General features: G+C 71.3%; 15 protein-coding genes. 7 read left to right on the forward strand and 8 right to left on the reverse strand.

Annotation, left to right across the window (positions count from 1 at the left end):
* Positions 1-110: 110 nt before the first annotated feature.
* Positions 111-2,057: an NB-ARC domain-containing protein gene (locus OHS18_RS21035; RefSeq protein WP_328618216.1), complete on the forward strand. Its 1,947-nt coding sequence runs from the start codon at positions 111-113 to the stop codon at positions 2,055-2,057.
* Positions 2,058-2,371: 314 nt separating this feature from the next.
* Here OHS18_RS21035 and OHS18_RS21040 read toward each other — a convergent pair whose 3' ends face one another.
* Complete coding sequence (locus OHS18_RS21040) at positions 2,372-3,595, reverse strand: hypothetical protein (protein ID WP_328618217.1); 1,224 nt, start codon at positions 3,593-3,595, stop codon at positions 2,372-2,374.
* A gap of 188 nt (positions 3,596-3,783) precedes the next feature.
* Between OHS18_RS21040 and OHS18_RS21045 the strand changes: the two genes are divergently transcribed.
* Both OHS18_RS21045 and OHS18_RS21050 read left to right on the forward strand, forming a co-directional pair.
* Complete coding sequence (locus OHS18_RS21045) at positions 3,784-6,801, forward strand: AfsR/SARP family transcriptional regulator (protein ID WP_328618218.1); 3,018 nt, start codon at positions 3,784-3,786, stop codon at positions 6,799-6,801.
* A 407-nt stretch (positions 6,802-7,208) separates the two neighbouring features.
* Positions 7,209-7,733, forward strand: a complete 525-nt coding sequence (locus tag OHS18_RS21050) for a hypothetical protein (protein ID WP_328618219.1) — start codon at positions 7,209-7,211, stop codon at positions 7,731-7,733.
* A gap of 19 nt (positions 7,734-7,752) precedes the next feature.
* Here OHS18_RS21050 and OHS18_RS21055 read toward each other — a convergent pair whose 3' ends face one another.
* Positions 7,753-8,961 carry a metal-dependent hydrolase family protein gene (locus OHS18_RS21055; RefSeq protein WP_328618220.1) on the reverse strand — a complete coding sequence of 403 codons (1,209 nt, stop codon included), beginning with the start codon at positions 8,959-8,961 and terminating at the stop codon, positions 7,753-7,755.
* A gap of 127 nt (positions 8,962-9,088) precedes the next feature.
* On the opposite strand from OHS18_RS21055, the gene OHS18_RS21060 reads away from it, so the two are divergent.
* On the forward strand, positions 9,089-9,826 hold the full coding sequence (locus tag OHS18_RS21060; RefSeq protein ID WP_328618221.1) for an SDR family oxidoreductase: 738 nt from the start codon (positions 9,089-9,091) through the stop codon (positions 9,824-9,826).
* A gap of 13 nt (positions 9,827-9,839) precedes the next feature.
* Positions 9,840-10,802 (forward strand): RNA polymerase subunit sigma-70, encoded by a 963-nt coding sequence (locus OHS18_RS21065; protein WP_328618222.1) that lies wholly within the window; start codon positions 9,840-9,842, stop codon positions 10,800-10,802.
* A gap of 73 nt (positions 10,803-10,875) precedes the next feature.
* Here OHS18_RS21065 and OHS18_RS21070 read toward each other — a convergent pair whose 3' ends face one another.
* Genes OHS18_RS21070 through OHS18_RS21090 form a run of 5 tightly spaced genes read right to left on the reverse strand, consistent with a single transcriptional unit; the run spans position 10,876 to position 17,221 of the window.
* Positions 10,876-12,624 (reverse strand): glycoside hydrolase family 35 protein, encoded by a 1,749-nt coding sequence (locus tag OHS18_RS21070; protein WP_328618223.1) that lies wholly within the window; start codon positions 12,622-12,624, stop codon positions 10,876-10,878.
* Positions 12,617-14,077: an alpha-N-arabinofuranosidase gene (locus OHS18_RS21075; RefSeq protein WP_328450086.1), complete on the reverse strand. Its 1,461-nt coding sequence runs from the start codon at positions 14,075-14,077 to the stop codon at positions 12,617-12,619. The genes OHS18_RS21070 and OHS18_RS21075 overlap by 8 nt, the downstream gene beginning before the upstream one ends.
* Entirely contained in the window at positions 14,074-15,411 is a 1,338-nt protein-coding gene (locus OHS18_RS21080) for an ABC transporter substrate-binding protein (RefSeq protein WP_328618224.1), read from the reverse strand. The genes OHS18_RS21075 and OHS18_RS21080 overlap by 4 nt, the downstream gene beginning before the upstream one ends.
* Before the next feature lie 50 nt (positions 15,412-15,461).
* A complete protein-coding gene (locus tag OHS18_RS21085) occupies positions 15,462-16,325 on the reverse strand; it encodes a carbohydrate ABC transporter permease (RefSeq protein ID WP_328618225.1) in 864 nt (287 codons plus the stop codon).
* Positions 16,325-17,221 carry a carbohydrate ABC transporter permease gene (locus tag OHS18_RS21090; RefSeq protein WP_442874363.1) on the reverse strand — a complete coding sequence of 299 codons (897 nt, stop codon included), beginning with the start codon at positions 17,219-17,221 and terminating at the stop codon, positions 16,325-16,327. Before OHS18_RS21090 ends, OHS18_RS21085 begins: the two co-directional genes overlap by 1 nt.
* 169 nt (positions 17,222-17,390) lie before the next feature.
* Here OHS18_RS21090 and OHS18_RS21095 point away from each other — a divergent pair, with 169 nt between their 5' ends.
* Together OHS18_RS21095 and OHS18_RS21100 are read left to right on the forward strand one after the other, a co-directional pair.
* Positions 17,391-18,377: a LacI family DNA-binding transcriptional regulator gene (locus tag OHS18_RS21095; RefSeq protein WP_328618227.1), complete on the forward strand. Its 987-nt coding sequence runs from the start codon at positions 17,391-17,393 to the stop codon at positions 18,375-18,377.
* 149 nt (positions 18,378-18,526) lie between these two features.
* Positions 18,527-18,712 carry a hypothetical protein gene (locus OHS18_RS21100; RefSeq protein WP_328450077.1) on the forward strand — a complete coding sequence of 62 codons (186 nt, stop codon included), beginning with the start codon at positions 18,527-18,529 and terminating at the stop codon, positions 18,710-18,712.
* Here the strand turns inward: OHS18_RS21100 and OHS18_RS21105 are convergent.
* Positions 18,709-19,344 (reverse strand): DsbA family oxidoreductase, encoded by a 636-nt coding sequence (locus OHS18_RS21105; RefSeq protein WP_442874362.1) that lies wholly within the window; start codon positions 19,342-19,344, stop codon positions 18,709-18,711. The genes OHS18_RS21100 and OHS18_RS21105 overlap by 4 nt on opposite strands.
* Between the last annotated feature and the right edge of the window lie 86 nt (positions 19,345-19,430).

Consider the following 19,430-nt stretch of genomic DNA (forward strand, 5'->3'; position numbering starts at 1 on the left):
AACCGGCCCGTGACAGCCGGTGAGCCGGTAGACCGGGAAACGGGCCGAGTGGGGAGGAACCGATGACGCGTCCTGGGCAGAGGCATCGGGAGCGACCGGGACCGATCCAGTTGCCCGCCCCGTCGCCCGACCTCGTCGGACGGGACCGCGAACTCGAGCAGCTCGACTCATTCCGGCAACGCCGTCGCGAACACCCCCGGATCGTGGTGCTGACCGGGGTGGGTGGCGTCGGGAAGACCGCGCTCGCCATCCACTGGCTCGGCTCCCGGCGCGAAGAGTTCCCCGACGGCGTGCTCTACACCAGTTTCGCCTCGCCGAACACCGACGAGGGGCCGGAATCCGCCGACGTCGCGCTGCACGGCTTCCTCACCGCACTCGGCGTCACCGCCGACGACATACCCGCGCAAACCGGGCACCGGGCCGCGTTGTTCCGGTCCCACACCACTGATCACTCGTTCGCGCTCCTGCTCGACAACGTGGCCTTCCCCGCACAGGTCCGCACGCTGCTGCCCGCGTCACCTGCCGCGTTCGTCGTCGTCACCAGTCGCTCCCAGCTCAGCGGGCTGAGCCTGGACGGCGCGGAAATCGTCCCGGTCGAGCCGCTCGATCGAGAGGCCGCCCGCACCTTGCTGGACTCCCGCGCCGGACCGGGCCGTCTCGACACGGACCCCGCCGCCGCCGACGACATCCTGCGGACCTGCGCCGGCCTGCCTCTGACGATCGCGGTCGTCGGCGCCCGCCTGCGTGCCCGTCCCGAACGGAGTCTCGCCCGCGAAGTCCGCGTCCGGCCGCACTCCGGGTACGAGCCGACCGGCGGCGGAGCGTCCACGACGGTGTTCGACGCCTCGTACGACTCGCTCACACCGGCCGCGGCGCGGCTCTACCGCCTGTGCGGCGTGCTGCCCGGTCAGCACTACGCGCTCGAAGCGCTGAGCCACGTTCTCGCCGGCCCGCTCGACGCGGTCTACGACGCGATCGACGAACTGATCGAAGCCAACCTGCTGTCCGAGCACGGTGACGTCGTCACCCAGCACGACGTGGTTCACCACGATGCCCGCGTCCGCGGGGATCGTGAGACCCCACCGCCGGAACGGCTCGCCGCCCTCCGCCTGTTCATCCGTTGGTACCTGGCCAGGGCGCTGGCCGCGGACGAACTGATCCACCCGTTTCGGCCACGCTTCGCGACGCGCGACAACCCGGATACCCCGATCTTCGCCGATCGGGAACGCGCGGTCCGCTGGTGGCGACGCGACCAGCAGGTCATCCGGGCCGTCACACGCGAAGCGGCGGCGCAGGGGTGGGACACCGAGGTCTGGCAACTGTGCGAGGCCTCTTGGGGGTTCTTCCTGCACAACCGCGATTACGAGCCCTTCCTCGCGCTCACCACTCTGGGCGTCGGCGCGGCCCAGCGGTGCGGCTTGCCGCTGGTCGAAGCGCGGCTTCGCAGTCAGCTCGGCTTCGCGCTCGATCAGCTGGGCCGGTTCGGCGAGGCCGACGCCGAGCACGCCGTCACGCTGGAGATCGGCGAGCGGGAGAACGACGGCCCCACCCGGGCGACGGCGGTCTCCAGGCTGGCTCGCGCGGCCCGTCGGCGCGGCGACCTCGATCAGGCGCTGCGGTTCTACCAGCGCAGCGCGGAGGCGCACGCCGAAATCGGACTGCCCCGCGGCGTCGCACTCGCGCGCCGCCGCCGTGGCGAGCTCCTCGTCGAACTCGGCCGGGACGAGGAGGCCGCGGTGGAGCTCACCGCGGCCGCCGCGACCATGGCCGAAGCGGGCGACGCCAACCAGCACGCCCGCGCCGTCACGGCGCTCGCCCGGTTGCACGACCGCCGCGGCCGGTACGACGAGGCCAGAGCCGAGCTACTCGGCGCGCTGGAGGTGGTCCGCGAGCTCGATTCGCCGTACTACACGGCCGAGATCCTCGCGACGCTCGCCGAGCTGGAAGGCGCCCACGGCCACCTCGAGCACGCGAACGAGCACCGGGAGGAAGCCCGGCGACTGTACGCCCGGCTCGGGGATCCGCGAGCCGGCGGACTCGCCGACCACGACGAGTGAGGACCCGGCGGCCACGCCCCGGCGGACAGCGCGGCCGAAGACCCCGGTGTCACGGTGCCAGGCCAAGGCCACCGCCGCTCCCGGAAAGCGGGCCACCGCACGGCAGATCGCGTCCACTGCCGCACCGGAGGTCCGGTGTTCCCCACAGAGCACGACGTCCGCGCACGCCGGCCACGAACCGGCCGCCACGTCCGGAGCAACGACGAGAAGCGAGACATCCGGCCGGCACGCCCCACCGCGAACCCGCACCCGCCACACCCCGGGTACCCGGCCGTGCCGGCACGCCGTCCCCGGACCGAGCCGCCGTGCCGGGCTCACGCCGCCCACCTCGGCAGGGGACGCGCGACGGGCAGCAGCGGCAACGAAGCCCGCCAAGGCGGCTCGGACAGTTCCAGCAGCCGGTACATCGCAGACCGCAGGATCCCGGCGGAGCGATCCGGGCGCGACGTGATCACCGCCGTCACCGACTCGGCGAGCTTCCCCGCCCGCCACCGGGCAGCCTCGGCCTGGTCCGGCAGTGGGCGTCCCCAGTCCAACGGCACCGTGTGCGCGCGGACGGCGTCCGCGACGCTGCCCTCCTGCGGGCACCCGTCCGGAACCGACGCGAGGGTCACCGGACGCCCCAGCGCCGCCGCGTAGCCCGTGGTCGAGCCGTGGTCGCCGATCACCCAGTCCGCCGCGATCATCGTCGCCTGCCACCCGGACTCCGGCGGAATCAGCAGCAGGCCGCCGGCCATCGCGTCGGCCAGCCACGCGCTGATCTGCCGTCGTCCATGCACGGCCCAGACGTTCGGGTGCAGCACCGCCGCGACCGCGTACCGCTGCGCCGGCAACGCGTCCACCACCGCCCGGTACAGCTGCGGCACCTGCCCGAACGCCGAATCGGTGAACCACGTCGTGCTGACCGTGACGAGCTGCCGCGCCGGCGGCACCCCCAAGGTGTGCCGGTAGACCTCCCGCAGGTGCCGGCTCGCCCGCATCCGGTCCAGGCAGACATCCCCGGCGACGACGGCGTTCGGCGCCGCCTCGGCACACCGCTCCCGCAGCAGGTCCATCTCGCTGTCCGTGCTCAGCCCCAGGACCGCGGGCAGCACCCGCCCGCGGAAGGTCAGCAGCTCCCGGTCGACGCCGGTGGTCGGCTCGCTCGCCCCACCCGCCTTCCGGCTGTGCCGGCGCGGCTTGACGCGACCGGCGCCGTGCCCGACCAGGAGGATCGGACCGTGGAGCTCGTCCAGGTGACGATGACTGGCCGCGAGCACGAGATCGAACCGGTGCGCCACCGCCTGCGCCCACGGCAGGACCAGCCCGTCCAGGCCGCGGACGAACTCCTCCACGCCCTGCCACCGTTGAGTCGTATGCGGCACGGTGAACACGATCTGAACCCGCAGATCGTTTTCCAGGAGGGAAACCAGGTCGAGCAACCGGGTCCCGGCGGTCACGGTCGGGACCACCACCAGCACCGCGCGGCACCTCGGCCGCGTAACCCGGGTGCTGGAGCCGAGCCCGAACGGGCCACGCACCCACAACTCCGCTGCCATCGTCGTTCCCCCTTGCTGTCGTCACGGCGTTCGCGAACGGAGCATGCATTCCGCCTCTCCCGGCACCCTTCCCACCGGACGGACAAACCGTGGACAGATCGAGGACACAATCGATCGTTATCACGCCGTCGTCGTCGTTTCATCAAAACGATGCAAAGCTGACACCAGGAGAGGGGAAGGACCGCGAAATGGAAATCGCGTTCGGCATTCTCGGGCAGACAACGGTGCGGATGCACGGGAAGTTGACCGAGCACTGGGGCTCCCGCCAGGCGCAGCACCTCCTCGCCACCCTTCTCACCCAGCCGGGAAAACGTTTCTCCCAGGACAGCCTGATCGCCTGGGCCTGGAACGACACGACCCCGCCGGTGAACCCCAAAGAGGCTTTGTACAAGGCGATCACGCGGCTTCGACAGGCACTCGCAGACGCCGATGACCCTCCGGTCATACGCACGATCAATGGGGGCTACCAACTCGACGTCTCCCCTGATCTCGTCGACATCCACCGCTTCGGCGACGAAATGCGCAGAGCTCGTCAATTCAGCGCGGCGGGAGATCACGAAAGTGCGTGCGATGTCGCACGCGCGGCGCTCGCACTATGGCGCGACGAGCCACTCGCCGGCATGACCACCGAACCGGCGCAGAATTGGCGGCGCGCCGGTTTGGCCACGGACTGGGTACCCGCTTACGGGTTCCTCGCCGCCGAACTGCTGGCCATCGGGCGCCCCGAGGAAGCACTGCGCCACCTGGCCGACGCGCCCCATCCCCACGCGAGCGAACCGGCTTTCGTCAAACTCCGCGTCACCGCGCTCTACGCTTTGCGGCAGGCACCCGAGGCGCACACCCACTACTTGGCGGCGCTCAGGGCCTACGCGGAAGACGGGAACACCGACGCGGCCACGGACCTGCGAGCGCACCACTCGCAGCTGCGCGCCCCGGCCCCGGCGCCGGCCGGCAAACCCGCGTCGACGCTCCACGCCGCACCCGGCGCCGGAGTGAGCCCGGTTCGCGTGGGACTGCCGCGCAACCTCCGCGGGTTCGTCGGGCGCTCCGACTCACGGCGAACACTCGACCGGCTGCTGCTGTCCGCCGATTCCGGCCACGCCCCCGCGGCGATCGTGAGCGGCCCACCGGGAATCGGGAAGACGAGCCTCGCCGTTCACTGGGCGCACCACGCGGCCGACCGCTTCCCCGGCGGCATCGTCTGCATCGACCTGCAGGGCTTCGGGCCGGCACCGGCGAGGACGACCGACGAGATCGTCGATCTCGCACTGACCGCACTCGACTACCCGATCGACCACCTCGTCAGCGCCACCGCACGCGCCGCGCAACTGCGCGCGCTGCTCGGCCGGCAGGCACCGCTGCTCATCGTCCTCGACAACGTGGGTAGCTCCGAGCAGGTCGACACCCTCCTCGAGCTCGTCGAGTCGTGCACCGTGCTGATCACCTCACGGAGCTCGCTGCACGCCCTGGCCCGCCGGCACGACATCCCCACGATCAAGCTCGGCCACCTCGACGAGGAACATTCGTTCACGTTGCTCAGCAGGCGCATGCGAGGGCGCGCCGAGCAGGAACCCGAGGCCGCTCAGGCGCTGGCCCGGCTCGGCGACGGCCTCCCGCTGGCCTTGACGCTGCTGGCCCAGCGCGCCGCCAGCCGACCCAGCCTCGGCCTCGGCACCATGCTCGAGCAGCTGAGGGATCCGGACACGATGCTGAGCATCGGCGACGACGGGGACGACGCCAGCCTGCGAACCACGTTCTCCGCGTCGTACCAGGCGCTCGACGCCACTGCCCAGGATGTGTTCCGGCTCTTCGGTCACCACCCCGGGGCCGAAATCCACGCCGACACGCTCTTCTCGGCCAGCACCCATTCCAAGGTGGCCACCCGCCGCGCACTCGAGAACCTCGTCGCCTGGCACCTCATCGACCAGCCACGCGAGACCGACCGGTACCGCATTCCCGACATCTTCCACCGCTACTCGCGGACCCTGACCCCGGACGAAAGCGATCTGCGGCCGCTGCGCCGGGTGCTGTCGCACTACCTGCACACCGCGGCGCGCGCCCACTTGACCGCACACCCCTACGGGAACCGGCCACCGCTCATCCCGGCCGAGCCGGGAATCGTCCCGACCACCTTCGACACGGCCACCGCGGCGATGCACTGGGCCCTCCTCGAGCGGGGAAACCTCTCCGCACTGGTCACCGAGGCCGAACGCCGCGAACTCTACGACTACGCGATCATCCTGCCGCACCTTCTCACCGACACGTGGGCCCGCTACGGCCGCCATGCCGACATGACGCACGGGCTCACGGTCGCGGCCAGGGCGGCGAAAGCCGCCGGCAACGTCATCGCCGAAGCCTCGACCCTCAACGACCTCGGCGAACTGCACCTCATCCTCGGCAACGACCGGGAGGCGCACGTCTACCTGACCCGTGCGCTGGAACTGGCCACGCAGTACGACGAAGCCACCGGGATGCTCACCGTCAACATCAACCTGGCCCGCTTCCACCGGCACGGCGGCGAGCACGCCGAAGCCATCGCCTGCTACCAGCGGTGCATCAGCCAGGCGCGCCGGATTCCCGACCCCGTCCGGGAAGGCAAGGCCGAGCACTACCTCGCCGACACCCTTGCCGACCTCGACCGGCACCGGCAGGCTCTGCCGCACTACCACCGGGCGCTACACCTGCGCACCGTCCTCGGTGACACGGTGGGGCAGATCGCGACCCACACGGCGCTGACCGTGCTGCACACGCACGAGCAGCGGCTGGAACTCGCCCACATGCACTGCCGGCAGGCGCTGGCCACCCTCGAGGATCGCGACGATCTCACCGCGAAGATGAAGCTGCTGGCCGCTCGCGCCCGGCTGGCGCACGCCGAAGGCAACACCCGCGAGGCGCTCCGGCTGGCCTGGGACGCCGTGGCCGTCGCCCGGCAGGCCCACAACGCCACCGGGCAGGCACGCGCGCTCGAGACTCTCGGCGACATCCTGCTCAGCCTGCACAATCCCCGCGACGCGATCGACGCCTGGACCGAGGCCATCGCCTTCTACCGGGGCCGGGGCCGGGACACCAAGGCCGCCCGGCTCCAGGCACGCCTGGACGAGGTCATCGTCGACACCGACGAGCTCATCCCGGGCACCCGCAGAGGCGACGAAGACACCGTCGCCATGCCGAGCCCACCTCGCCGGGACCGGGCACACAAACACTAAAGGGTGAATCTCTACCCTGGTCCGCACCATGTTGTCACCCAGGTGCGGGCCGGAGCTGCGCAGCTCGGTGGTCACGCATCAGCACGCGACTACCGAGCGTGGTTCTCACTTGTCGCTGACGGCATTGCAAGCCGCGCAATCTCTCCCCTAGGGTCTCCGTCGGCACGCATGATTCATGTTGTGTACGTTTCCGGCGCACGGATCAGCAGATCCCGAAGTCCCCATCCAGCAAGGAGCACGTTGAGCACGTTCATGCACGACCCCGCGACCTACGCCACCCTCGCCACCACCGCCCTGCTCGTGGTGTGCAACTGGTGGCGTTGCTGACGGGGCGATGACGGCCGTGGTGCCCCGTGCAGCTCTCCGGGGCACCCTCTGGCTCCTGACGTGCCGGTACCGTCCCGACCATGACCAGCACCGCGCCCTGGTGGGGCACCAGCCTTTTCACCCTGGCCACCGGCCTGGTGACCGGCCTGATCGCCGCGTTCGCCGCACTGGCCCCGAAGCGCACGGAGCGCCGGCTCGAGCGGCGACGGCTCTCCCGCGAGTACAAAGAGACCGCGTACCCGGAGATCACCCGTGCGACCTACGCGCTCGCGACAGCACCGCTCTGGTCGACCCCCGCCGAAGAGCACAAGGCCCTTCTGCAGGATCTCGTCGCCGCGACGCACACCGCCGCCTTCTTCGCCCCCACGCCCGTGATCACCGCCATCCACGAACTCCTGGAAGCCGCGAACAGCCTGAGCGACCGGCGCGACGACATCCGCGCCACCAGCCGGCCCGGCCACCAAGGCTCGATCGACCTCGCGCGCGCAGAAGAGCACGCCGAAGCGCTCGATCAGATCCGAGCCGCTCTGCAGACTTTCGTCGACGCGAGCCGGGCGGACCTCGAAATCCCGGGTGGCTACCCGATCCTGATCACTCCCGCCTGACGCCGTTCGCGTCCCGCGATCAACCCGAAACCACTTCCCCGCCCTGCACCACGTGCCGGAAGGGCCGGGTCAGTACCCCGACGTCGGCGAGCGGGTCGCCGTCCACCACCACGAGGTCCGCGTGCGCGCCGACGGCCAGGGTGCCGATCTCGCCCGTCAGGTTCAGCAGGTCCGCCGCCGTCGACGTCGCCGCGCGGATCACCTCCAGGGGTGACTGGACTTCGGCGCGCAGGCGGAACTCGTGGTTCTGGTGGCGGTGCATACCGCCGAGGAGGTCGGTGCCGTAGACCAGCTTCACGCCGCCGCGGGACGCGCGTTCGAGGGCGGCCAGGCCCGCGTCGAGGACCGCGTCCACCTTGCGCCAGCTGGATTCCGGCAGGCCGTGCTCGCGGCCTTCCTCCTTCAGCGCCCAGTACGTCACCAGCGTCGGCACCAGGTACGCGTCCCGCGCGAGGAACAGCTCCACGCTGCGGTCGTCGAGGAGGTTGCCGTGTTCGATCGACCGGACTCCCAGCTCGAGGGCCCGGTTGACGGCGCGGGCGGTGTACGCGTGCGCCGCGACGTACCGGTTCGCCGCCTCCGCCTCCTCGACGATCGCGCGCAGCTCGTCGGCCGAGTACTGCGTCGAGTCGATCCGGTCGGTCGGGGACGCGACGCCGCCCGAGGCCATCACCTTGAGGTGGTGGGCGCCCTTGCGCAGCTCGTCGCGGGCGGCGGCGCGGACCGCGTCGACGCCGTCGGCGATCCGGCTGAGGCCCGCGCAGCACGGGTGGTCGTCCCGGACGCGGGTGCCGCGGGTGCGGCTGTCGCCGTGCCCGCCGGTCTGGCTCAGCGCCTTGCCGCAGAACAGCAGCCGTGGCCCGCGGAACAGCCCTTCCGCCTGCGCGTCGGCGAGGCCGTAGTCGGCGCCCGCGACGTCGCGGACCGTGGTGAAGCCGCGGTCGAGCATCCCGCTCATGATCCGGGCGGCCTGGGCGGCCGCGTAGGCCGGTGACTGCGCCGGCAGCGAGCCGAGGTCCGCGGTCGACGCGGTGACGTGCACGTGCGCGTCGATCAGCCCGGGCAGCACGACGGCGCCGCGCAGGTCGAGCGTCCGCACGTCGGCGGCGGCCGGCCCCGGCCCGGCCTCGGCGATCCGGCCGTCGGCGCACCGCAGGTCACCCTCGGTGTACTCCCCCGTCGCCGGATCGAGCAGGCGGGCGTTGCGCAGGAGCAGCGAGGAGGTCACCACGCCATTGGATCGGGCCGCCGCTCCGGATTCAACTGTGACCCAGCTCACGTCGTCGTCACGACGGTTTCCGGCGCTCCCGGCGGTCTTGATCCGGACCGCACCGCACCACCACCCGGAGGGCCCGATGTCCCACTCCAGCCAGACCGCCGTCGTCACCGGAGCCGGCCGCGGCTTCGGACGCGCGATCGCCGCCGCGCTCGTCGCCGACGGCTACACCGTCGTCGGCATCGCTCGCAGTGAAGCCGAGCTCGACGCGGCCCGGGACGAGCTCGGCGAGCGGTTCGTGCCCGTCGCCGCCGACGCGACCGAGGACACGCTCGCGCAAGACGTCCTCCACGAGCACCGGCCGGCGCTGCTCGTGCTCAACGCCGGGGCCGTGCCGCCCATGGCGCCGATCCACGAACAGACCTGGGAGACCTTCAGCCGCAACTGGCACGTCGACACCCGGCACGTCTTCGCCTGGACGCGGGCCGCGCTGCGGGAACCCCTGGCGCCCGGCGGGGTCGTCGTGTCGATGTCGAGCGGGGCCGCCCTCGGCGGGTCGCCGCTCAGCGGCGGGTACGCCAGCGCGAAGGCCGCGGTCCGGTACCTGCGCGGGTACGCCGCCGGCGAGTCGGACCGCGCCGCGCTGGGCCTGCGGTTCGTCACGTTGCTGCCGCAGCTGACGCCCACCGCGGGCGTCGGCGCGGCCGGTGTCACCGGCTACGCCGCGCGTGCCGGCGTCGACCGCGACGCCTTCATCGAGGGCCTGCAGCCGGTCCTGACGCCGGAGCAGGTCGCCAAGGCCGTCCTCGACGTCGCTTCGGACGCCGGAAGCGCCGCGGAGTACCAGGTCGACGGTTCCGGGCTGCGCGCGCTCTAACGTGGACGGGACCATGACCGACTTCGCCGCGGAGACCGAGCCGTTCCGGCCGGAGCTGCTCGCGCACTGCTACCGCCTGCTCGGCTCGATCCACGACGCCGAGGACCTCGTGCAGGAGACCTACCTGCGGGCGTGGCGCGGGTTCGGCCGGTTCGAAGGCCGCTCCTCGGTGCGGCGGTGGCTCTACAGGATCGCGACCACGGCCTGCCTGACGGCGTTGGCGACCCGGGCCCGGCGGCCGCTGCCGTCGGGCCTGGGCGCGCCGGCCGACGACCACCGGGTGACCGTGGCGGACGCGGAACCGTCGGTGCCGTGGCTGCAGCCGGTGCCGGACGCGCTGCTCGACCCGGCGGCGATCACGGCGGGCCGGGCCGGGGTGCGGCTGGCGTTCATCGCCGCGCTGCAGCTGCTGCCCGCCCGGCAGCGGGCCGTGCTGACCTTGCGCGACGTGCTGGCGTTCCCGGCCGCCGACGTCGCCGGCATGCTCGACACGACGACCGACGCCGTCGACAGCGCGCTGCGCCGCGCCCGCACCCGGCTCGCCGAAGCGGCCCTGGCCGAAGACGACCTCGCCGAGCCCGGTGAACCCGCCCGCCGGACGCTGCTCGACAGCTACGTCGACGCGTTCGTCCGCGCCGACCCGGGCGCGCTGGTGAAGCTGCTGCGGGCCGACGTCGAGCTGGAGATGCCCCCGATCCCGACGTGGTTCACCGGCCGGGACGCGGTCGTCGGGTTCCTCGCGAGCCGCGTGCTGCGCGAGGGCCGCTGGCACCTGGTCCCGACGCGCGCCAACGGCCAGCCGGCGCTGGTGGAGTACGCCCGGACCGAGAGCGGCTTCGAGCCCCACGGCGTCCAGGTGCTGACACTCGCCGGCGACCGGATCGCGCGGATCACGGCGTTCAACGACCCGGCACTGGTCCCGGCGTTCGGCCGGGCACCGGCCCGGGACAGCCGGCCCGCGGTGCCCGACGCGTGACCGCGGCTCGTGACTGCCCCGGGCCGAACCGGCACCGGACCCTTCGCCCCCAGCGGGAATGCGCCGCCAACCCTCAGGCTTCGGTGTGCCCCAGCAGCGGCCGCGGCACGAACCTCGCCGCCCGGTCCAGCAGGGTGTCCAGTTCGAGCACGGTGAGTTCGTTGGCCCCGGCCCGGACGACCGGGCGCGGCACGTACAGCGTCCGCTGCGGTCCGCGCCGCCAGTAGCGGCCCAGCGGGAAGCCGTTGAACCACGCCATGCCCTTGCCCCACTCGCCCGTGTCCAGGAACAAGTCGGCCGACGCGGGGACGTCGACGGACGCGCGCAGCAGCACCGGGCCGGCCACCGGGCCCGCCACCGGCGCCGGGACGGAAGGCGCGGAAGGCGCGGAAGGCAGTGCGGCCAGGTCGAGCGGCAGTACTTCCCACCCCAGCAACGGCGAGCCGTCCACCGAGGCGCCGCCGATGATGCCCTTCGGTTCGCCGATCCGCGGGCCGTAGTCGACGCGGCCCTCGTCCTCGACCAGCACCAGCAGCTCGCCCCGGCCGCCCGGCAGCGGCAGCGCGCGCTCGTGGTGCTCCCGCAGCAGCGTGCCGACGCGGACGCCGTCCACGAACACCGTCGCGCGGTCGCGGACCTCGCCGAACACCAGCACGCCCGGCCCGTCGACCCAGGTCCGCAGCAGCGCCAGCCGCGGCATCGGGGACAGCTCGTCGAACACCGGCAGCTCTTCGAAGGACCGCCACGGGCCCCAGCGCTGCGGGGCTTCGAGCAGGAACACCGGGTCACCCAGCACCGCGGACGGCGTCGGCGCGGGCCGCGCCGGGGGCGGCGGCGTGTCCGGAACCTCGTGGTAGCGGGCGATCACGTCCCGGAACGCGTGGTACTTCGGTGTCGGGTCGCCGGCTTCGTCCAGCGGCGCGTCGTAGTCGTAGGACGTCACGATCGGCCGGTAGACGCCCTTGTCGTTGGCGCCGCTGGTGAGCCCGAAGCTGGTGCCGCCGTGGAACATGTACAGGTTGACCGACGCGCCGGCGGCGAGCAGCGTGTCCAGTTCGGCCGCGGCGTCCGCGGCGGAGGTCGTGTGGTGGTGGGTGCCCCAGTCGTCGAACCAGCCGTTCCAGAACTCGGCGCACATCAGCGGCCCGGCCGGCTGGTGCGCGCGCAGGGTCGCGAGCCGCGCCGCCGCGCCGGAACCGAACGACGCCGTCCGGTGCAGCCCGTCGAGGCCACCGGCTTCGAGCATGTCCGGCTGGTCCACTGTGGTCAGTGGTACCACCACCCCGGCCGCGCGCGTGTACTCGGCCAGCGCCTTCAGGTACCGCTTGTCGTCGCCGAACGCGCCGTACTCGTTCTCGACCTGGACCAGCAGCACCGGCCCGCCACGGTCGATCTGGTGCGGCACAACCACTTCGAGCACGCGCGTCAGGTACTCGCGCACGGCGGCGAGGTACCGCGGCTCGAACCGGCGGACCCCCACCTCCGGGTCCCGGAACAGCCACGCCGGCAGCCCGCCGTTGTCCCACTCCGCGCAGATGTACGGACCGGGCCGGACGATCGCGTACATCCCGGCGTCGGCGATCAAGCGCAGGAACCGGTCCAGATCGAGGCCGCCGGTGAGGTCGAAGGTGCCGGGCTCGGGCGCGTGCGCGTTCCACGGCACGTACGTCTCGATGGTGTTGAGCCCCATCCGCCGTGCCTTGTCGATCCGGTCGGCCCACAGGTCCGGGTGCACCCGGAAGTAGTGCAGGGAACCGGAAATAATCCGGAACGGCCGGCCGTCGAGCAGGAAATCGGTCTCGCCGATGACGAACTCAGGCATCCGGGCCCGCCAGGTGGAGCACACTCCAGGACCGGGGTGGCAGCGTCGCGGTGATGACGGTTCCCTTCTCGTCGGACGTCGCGGTGGCACCGGGCAGCGGCACCGGTCCCGCCGCGTCGAGGGTTTCGGCGGCGGACAGGGCGAACCGCCCGCCGCGGAGCCGGATCTCGACGTCGGTGCCCGACGCCGGGGCGCGGTTGGTGAGGAACACCGCACCCGCGGACCCGTCCACTGTCGCGGCGACGTCGACGAGATCGACCTCACCGTGCCGCGCGGTCCGGATCCGCTCTCCTTCGGCACCCAGCCGGAGACTGACACCCCGGGCCAGCGAGGAGACCAGCCGGAACGGGTGGAACGTCGGCTGCCGCCAGGCCGCGCCGCCGGGCTCGGTGCGGATCGGCGCGATCGCGTTCACCAGCTGCGCCTGGTTGGCCATCGTGACGCGGTCGACGTTGCGCAGCAACGAGCTCAGCAGCGAGCCGACGACCACCGCGTCGGTGAGGTCGTACGTCTCCTCCAGCAGCCGCGGGTGCTCCGGCCAGCCTCCGGCGACGAGCTCGGGCTGCTCGGTCTCGTTCCAGCGGCGCAGGTCCCAGACGTTCCACTCGTCGACGCTGATCCCGACGCGGGCCCCCACCTCGTCGATGATCCCTGCCGTCGTCCGGATGTAGGCGTCCAGTGCCGACGCGCTCGCGAGGTAACTGTCGGTGTCGCCGTCGATCTCCTGGTAGTAGGCGTGCAGCGAGATGTGGTCGACGAGCCCGGCCGTGTGCCGCAGCACCGTGCGCTCCCACTCGCCGAACGTCGGCATCTCCGCGTGCGAGCTCCCGGCGACGACCAGTTCGACGTCCGGGTCGATCATCCGCATCACCCGGGCGGTCTCCGCGGCCAGCCGGCCGTACTCGCCGGCCGTCTTGTGCCCGATCTGCCACGGCCCGTCCATCTCGTTGCCCAGGCACCACAACCGGAAGCCGAACGGGCGGTCGGCGCCGTTCGCGCGCCGCCGCTCGCTCAGTTCGGTGCCGCCGGGGTGGTTGCAGTACTCGAGGACGTCGGCGGCTTCCTGGACGCCGCGGGTGCCGAGGTTGACCGCGTACATCACCTCGACGTCCGCGGCCTGCGCCCACGCGGCGAACTCGTGCAGCCCGAACCGGTTGGACTCCACGCTGTGCCAGGCGGGGTCGAGCCGGACCGGCCGGTCGGGCCCGACGCCGTCCTCCCAGCGGTACGCCGAGACGAAGTTGCCGCCGGGGTAGCGCACCACCGTCGGGCCCAGTTCCCGGACCAGCTCCAAGACGTCGCCCCGGAACCCACGGCTGTCCGAAGTGGAGTGTCCCGGTTCGTGGATCCCGGTGTACACGGCCCGGCCCAGGTGCTCGACGAACGAGCCGAACAGGCGGCGCGGGACCGGGCCGACGGCCTCGTTCACGTCACCTTCGATCCGGACGCTCATCCCGCGGTGACCGTGAAGCCCTGCTGGTTGCCGTAGTCGACCAGCGCCCTCTGCCACGCGGCCAGCCCGGCGTCGAGGCTGGTGCCGTTGAGGTAGGCCTGCCCGACGGTGTCGGTGAAAACGCTGTTGGCGTAGGTCTGGTACGGCAGGTACGTCCAGCCCTTCGCGACGTCCTTCGACGCCTGCGTCAGCACCTGGTTGACCTTCTGCCCGCCGAAGTACGGCACGGCCTCGTCGACGAACGCGGGTGAGCTCAGGTCGGCCGTGGTGGCCGGGAAGCCACCGCTTTCGATGAACGGCTTGACGCCGTTGCCGTGGTTGAGCCAGCGCACGAACGCCGCGGCCAGCGCCGGGTTCTTGCTCTGCTTGAGCACCGACTGCGTGCTGCCGCCGTTCTCCGCGGTGACCGGCTGCCCGTCGTAGGTCGGCATCGGCGCCACCGCCCACTTCCCGGCGCCGCCGGGCACCGAGGACTTGAAGTTGCCGGGCATCCAGGCACCGGTGACCAGGGTGGCGATGGTGCCGTCACCCAGGGCGCGGAACCAGTCGTCGGACCACTCCTTGACCGGGGCGAGCTGCTTGCCCTCGACCAGCTGGTTCCACAGCGCGGTCCACTTCTTCGAGCCCGCGTCCGCCAGGTTGATCTTCACGTTCCGGCCGTCCGCGGTGAACGGGTGCCCGCCCGCCTGCCAGATCATGCTCAGCGCGAAGCCGGGGTCGCCGGTGTCGGAGGTGATGTACTTCGTCGGGTCGGCCGCGTGCAGCTTCTTGGCCGCGGCGACGTACTCCTCCCAGGTCTTCGGCACGGCGATGGCGTTCTTGTCGAATACCTCCTTGTTGTAGAACAACGCCATCGGACCGGAGTCCTGCGGCAGGCCGTACAGCCCGTTGTTGTTCTTCACCTGCGCCCACGTCGACGCGCTGTAGTCCTTTTCGAACGCTTGGAAGCCGAACTGGCCGAGGTCGGCGAGCGAGTCGGTCAGCGCGAACTGCGGCAACGCGTAGTACTCGACCTGCGCGACGTCCGGGGCGCCGGAGCCGGCCTTGATCGCGTTCTGCAGCTTGGTGTACTCGTCCTTGTTCGTGCCGGCATTGACGTAATTGACCTTGACGTTGGGAAACTCCTTCTGGAACGCGGCGACCTGGTCCTTGGCCGACGGCGTCCAGCTCCAGTAGGTGATCTCCCCGCCGGCCTTCAGCGCGGCGTCGACGGAGTCCTGGGTGCCGGTGGCGCCGGCCGGCCCGGAGGAGCTTCCGGACGAGCAGCCCACGGCCAGCAGGGCGGCCAGTGCGACGGCGCCGAACGCCTTGGCGCGAGTGCGGATGCGTGACATCGGGTGTCCCTTCACGACGGTGTGACGGCTGTGCTTGTTGCTTGACACGCTCATTGCTTGACACTGCCCGCACTGAGACCGGACTGCCAGAAGCGTTGCAGGAGCAGGAAAGCGACGACGAGCGGGATGATCGTGAGCAGCGAACCGGTGAGCACCAGGTTGAACACCGGCCGCGCGCCGGCGCCGGAGGCCTGCGCGCTCCACTGGTTCAGCCCGACGGTCAGCGGGTACCACTTCGGCTCGCTCAGCATGATCAGGGGCAGGAAGTAGTTGTTCCAGGTGGACACCATGGTGAACAGCGCGACGGTCACCACGCCGGGGACCAGCTGGCGCAGCGTCACGGTGAAGAAGATCCGGAGCTCGCCCGCGCCGTCGATCCGCGCCGCCTCCATCAGCTCGTCGGGAATGGCTTCGGTGGCGTACACCCAGATCAGGTAGAGGCCGAACGGGCTGATCAGCGACGGGATGATGATGGCCAGCGGGGTGTTCGTCAGCCCGAGCTTGCTGAACATCAGGAACGTCGGCACGGCGAGCGCCGTCCCGGGCACGGCCACCGCGCCGAGCACGACGGCGAAGACCGCCTTGCGGCCGGGGAAGCGGTACTTGGCCATCCCGTACCCGGCCGCGGTGGCGAGGACCGTCGCGCCGCCGGCGCCGACCCCGACGTAGAGCAGCGTGTTCCCCAGCCAGCGCAGGAAGATCCCGTTGTCGTAGGTGAAGGTCTGGCCGATGTTGTCGAACAGCGCGAACGGGCCGCCGAACGACAGCCCCGAGCTGCTGAACAGCGCGTCCTGCGTCTTGGTCGCGTTGATCACCAGCCACACCAGCGGGACCAGGGTGTAGAGCAGGTACAGCGCCATGACCGTGGTGAGCACCCGGGACCGGCGGGGGCGCGTCACGGAGACTGCCGTCATCACATCCCCTTCCGGGCGCCGCGCAGCTGCACGACGTAGGCGATGACGGCGGTGATCGCGCCCATCACGATCGCGACCGTGGCGGAGTAGTTGTACTGCTGGCCGCCGAAGGAGAGGTTGTAGGCGTACATGTTCGGCGTGTAGAACGTGCCGATCACGTTGGGCGCCAGCGTGCGCATGATGTTCGGCTCGTTGAACAGCTGGAAGCTGCCGATGATCGAGAAGATCGTGGCGATCACGATCGCGCCCCGCAGCGCCGGGAGCTTGATGCTCGAGATGGTGCGGAACGCGCCCGCGCCGTCGATCGCCGCCGCCTCGAACAGCTCCTTCGGGATCACCTTCAGCGCGGAGTAGAAGATGAGCATGTTGTAGCCCACGAACTCCCAGGTGACGACGTTGCCGATCGAGGCGAGCATCCAGTTTTCCGACAACGGTTTCACGACGTCGCGGCCGAGCAGGTGGTTCAGGTCCGCCGCCAGTCCGAAGTGGTCGCCGTAGATGAAGCCCCACATCAGCGCGGCGACCACCGCGGGCACGGCGTAGGGCAGGAAGATCACGATCCGGAAGAACCCGGCCGCGTGCAGCCGGGCGCTGTCGATCGCCAGCGCGGCGACGAGCGCGAGCAGCAGCATCACCGGCACCTGGACGGCGAGGAAGAGCAGCACCCGCAGGAAGGAGTCCCAGAACTTCGCGTCGGCGAGGACGTCGGCGTAGTTCGCGGCGCCGACGAACGTCGTCCCGCCGAAGAAGGCCTGGTCGCGGAAGAGGCTGAGGCCGAACGCGTAGATGATCGGCGCCAGGAACGTCAGCGCGAAGACGACCATGAACGGGGCGACGAAGAGCCAGCCACGCCACTGCCGCCGTGGTCGGCGGGCCGGTGGGGCCGCTGAAGCCATGGGAGCCATGGGAGCCATGGAAGCCACTGTGGACGTCATCGTCCCTCCGGCGGTTCGTGCTGATGTTTACGTTAACATGGACGACCGGAAGGTACCGTGTTGACGTAAACATGTCCAGGACGCCAAGGAGCCACCTGTGCCGGCTGCATCCGCTCGCCGTGGACCGTCGATGGCGGACGTGGCCCGCGAGGCGGGCGTCTCGGGCCAGACGGTCTCCCGGGTGGCGAACGGCCGGGCGAACGTCGACGACGCCACCCGCGAACGGGTCCTGGCCGCGATGCGCCGCATCGGCTACCGGCCCAACAGCGCGGCCCGCGCGCTGCGCAACGGGTCGTTCCGCAGCATCGGCGTGATCATCTCGGCGCTGCCGACGTTCGGGAACAGCCGCACGCTCGACGCCATCGCGGCGGCGGTCGTCGCCGAGGGGTTCTCGATCATCCTGATGCCGGTGACGCGCCCGACGCAGGGTGAGGTCACCGGGGCGTTCAGCAAGCTGAACGAGCAGGCGGTCGACGGCGTCGTCATCCTCATCGAGCAGCACCAGCTCGACCAGAGCGAGATCGAGCTGCCGCACGGCCTGCCGGTGGTGGTGATCGACTCGAGCGCGCGGTACGACTACCCCGTCGTCGACACCGACCAGGCCGACGGCGCGGCGACGGCGACCCGGCACCTGCTCGACCTCGGGCACCGCACGGTCCGGCACATCGCGGGCCCGCCGCAGTCCTACGCGGCCGAGCGGCGCCGGAAGTCGTGGCAGGCCACATTGGAGGGTGCCGGCCGCGAGGTGCCGCCGGTGCTCACCGGCGACTGGTCCCCCGAGTCGGGATATCGCGCCGGCCAGGTGCTCGCCACGGACCCGGCCGTGACCGCGGTGTTCGCGGCGAACGACCAGATGGCGCTCGGCTTGCTGCGCGCGTTGCACGAAGCCGGCCGGAGCGTGCCGGGCGAAGTGAGCGTCGTCGGCTTCGACGACATGGACGAGTCCGCCCACTTCTGGCCCCCGCTCACCACGATCCGCCAGTCGTTCGAGGCGGTCGGCCGGCACGCGGTGGCCGCCCTGCTCGCCGAGATCGCGGCCGACGTCGAAGCGGGCGCGCCGGTGACCGTCCCGACCGAACTGGTCGTCCGCGCCAGCACGGCACCGCCGCCGGAATAGCCGGTTTTACGCAGACGGCGGCAGCTCGTTTCATCGCGGGGCCCAAGGGGAACTACTGGCCACCAGCCGGACGGCGAATCCGTTGTCCGGTACCGCAAATGCCGTAGTGGTGGGGACCATTCGGTCCTACCCAAGGAAACGAGGACGTCATGCTCGCCATCGTCGCCGCAGTGCTCTTCGGGCTCGCCCTGATCATGGAGCTCGCCGGGTTCAGCCTCGGCCCGGTCATCACCACGAGCACCCTGACCACCGCCGGCCTGCTGTGCGTCGCGCTGCACCTGGCCGGGGTCGCCACCGACCGGTCGCGCTTCAGCCGGAGCCGCCGTCGCCGCTAGCCCGCCGCGGGCTCCAGCGCCCGGCGCAGCACCTGGGTGAACACCTCGGGTGTCTGCGCGCCGGCGACGCCGAACCGGCTGTCGATCACGAAGAACGGCACCCCGGTCGCGCCGAGGGCCCGCGCCTGCTCGCCGTCCGCCTCGACTTCGGCTTCGTAGGTGTCGGACGCGAGCACGGCGCGGGCCTCCTCGGCGTCCAGCCCGGCTTCGGCGGCCAGTTCGACCAGCGAGTCGCGGTCGAACAGCGACCGCCGTTCGGTGAAGTGCGCGCGGTAGAAGCGGTCGACGACCTCGTCGGCCAGGCCGCGGTCGGCGGCGAGGTGGACCAGGCGGTGCCCGTCGACGGTGTTTCCCATGTGGACCCCGTCGAGGTGGTACTCGAGCCCGTCGGCCGCGGCGCGCTGTTCCATCTGCGCTTCCATCTCGTCGGCCTCCTCGAGCGTCCGGCCGTACTTCTCCGAGAGGATCTCGCGGGTCGGCCGGGACGTCCCGCGCGGGAACGACGGGTCGAGCTGGAACGAGTGGTGCACCACCTCGACGTCCACGCCGAGCTCGGCCACGGCCTGCTCGAACCGGCGCTTGCCGAGGTAACACCACGGGCAGACGAGATCGGACCAGATGTCGACGCGCACGACGCACTCCTTGATCGGGAACTGCCACCACGGTAACCACGGGGCGGCACGCACTTCAACGTAACCGTCGGCGACCTGCGGGGAAT

The sequence above is a fragment of the Amycolatopsis sp. NBC_00355 genome (assembly GCF_036104975.1).
Taxonomy (GTDB): domain Bacteria; phylum Actinomycetota; class Actinomycetes; order Mycobacteriales; family Pseudonocardiaceae; genus Amycolatopsis.

What these genes read in the sequence shown, in the direction of transcription:
- OHS18_RS21100 (WP_328450077.1), top strand. Translation starts at nt 18,527, where the DNA reads ATGCTCGCCATCGTCGCCGCAGTGCTCTTCGGGCTCGCCCTGATCATG.
- OHS18_RS21050 (WP_328618219.1), top strand. Translation starts at nt 7,209, where the DNA reads ATGACCAGCACCGCGCCCTGGTGGGGCACCAGCCTTTTCACCCTGGCC.
- OHS18_RS21090 (WP_442874363.1), bottom strand. Translation starts at nt 17,221, where the DNA reads ATGGCTTCAGCGGCCCCACCGGCCCGCCGACCACGGCGGCAGTGGCGT.
- OHS18_RS21060 (WP_328618221.1), top strand. Translation starts at nt 9,089, where the DNA reads ATGTCCCACTCCAGCCAGACCGCCGTCGTCACCGGAGCCGGCCGCGGC.
- OHS18_RS21070 (WP_328618223.1), bottom strand. Translation starts at nt 12,624, where the DNA reads ATGCCTGAGTTCGTCATCGGCGAGACCGATTTCCTGCTCGACGGCCGG.
- OHS18_RS21065 (WP_328618222.1), top strand. Translation starts at nt 9,840, where the DNA reads ATGACCGACTTCGCCGCGGAGACCGAGCCGTTCCGGCCGGAGCTGCTC.
- OHS18_RS21045 (WP_328618218.1), top strand. Translation starts at nt 3,784, where the DNA reads ATGGAAATCGCGTTCGGCATTCTCGGGCAGACAACGGTGCGGATGCAC.
- OHS18_RS21075 (WP_328450086.1), bottom strand. Translation starts at nt 14,077, where the DNA reads ATGAGCGTCCGGATCGAAGGTGACGTGAACGAGGCCGTCGGCCCGGTC.
- OHS18_RS21085 (WP_328618225.1), bottom strand. Translation starts at nt 16,325, where the DNA reads ATGACGGCAGTCTCCGTGACGCGCCCCCGCCGGTCCCGGGTGCTCACC.
- OHS18_RS21095 (WP_328618227.1), top strand. Translation starts at nt 17,391, where the DNA reads ATGGCGGACGTGGCCCGCGAGGCGGGCGTCTCGGGCCAGACGGTCTCC.
- OHS18_RS21080 (WP_328618224.1), bottom strand. Translation starts at nt 15,411, where the DNA reads ATGTCACGCATCCGCACTCGCGCCAAGGCGTTCGGCGCCGTCGCACTG.
- OHS18_RS21040 (WP_328618217.1), bottom strand. Translation starts at nt 3,595, where the DNA reads ATGGCAGCGGAGTTGTGGGTGCGTGGCCCGTTCGGGCTCGGCTCCAGC.